Genomic DNA, 272 nt, shown 5'->3' with positions numbered 1-272 from the left:
AACTTGCAGAACAAATTGCAAATAATTTTAGAGATTTTGCAAAGCATACATCACTTAAAGTCGTTAGCTTATTTGGTGGTGTTAGCACAGCCGGCCAAGCAAATGCTTTAAAAGAAGGTGTAGATATTGTTGTTGCAACGCCAGGTCGTTTATTTGATCATATTCGTTTAGGTAACTTAAGCCTTGCAAGTGTTAAGCACCTTGTTCTTGATGAAGCTGACCGTATGCTTGATATGGGCTTTATTGAAGATATGCAAAACGTTATTAAAAGC

Annotated in this window: 1 protein-coding gene; it reads left to right on the top strand. The window is 36.8% G+C overall.

Features of this window, described 5'->3' with window-relative positions:
• A partial coding sequence (locus AAEZ18_RS18855; RefSeq protein ID WP_352255935.1) for a DEAD/DEAH box helicase occupies positions 1-272 on the top strand: 272 nt, incomplete at both ends.

It is taken from the genome of Pseudoalteromonas sp. 19-MNA-CIBAN-0066 (assembly GCF_040308705.1).
In the GTDB taxonomy this organism is placed as follows: domain Bacteria; phylum Pseudomonadota; class Gammaproteobacteria; order Enterobacterales; family Alteromonadaceae; genus Pseudoalteromonas; species Pseudoalteromonas nigrifaciens.
The sequence above is the reverse complement of the archived record's forward strand: the minus strand, read 5'-3'. Positions and strand labels throughout refer to the sequence as shown.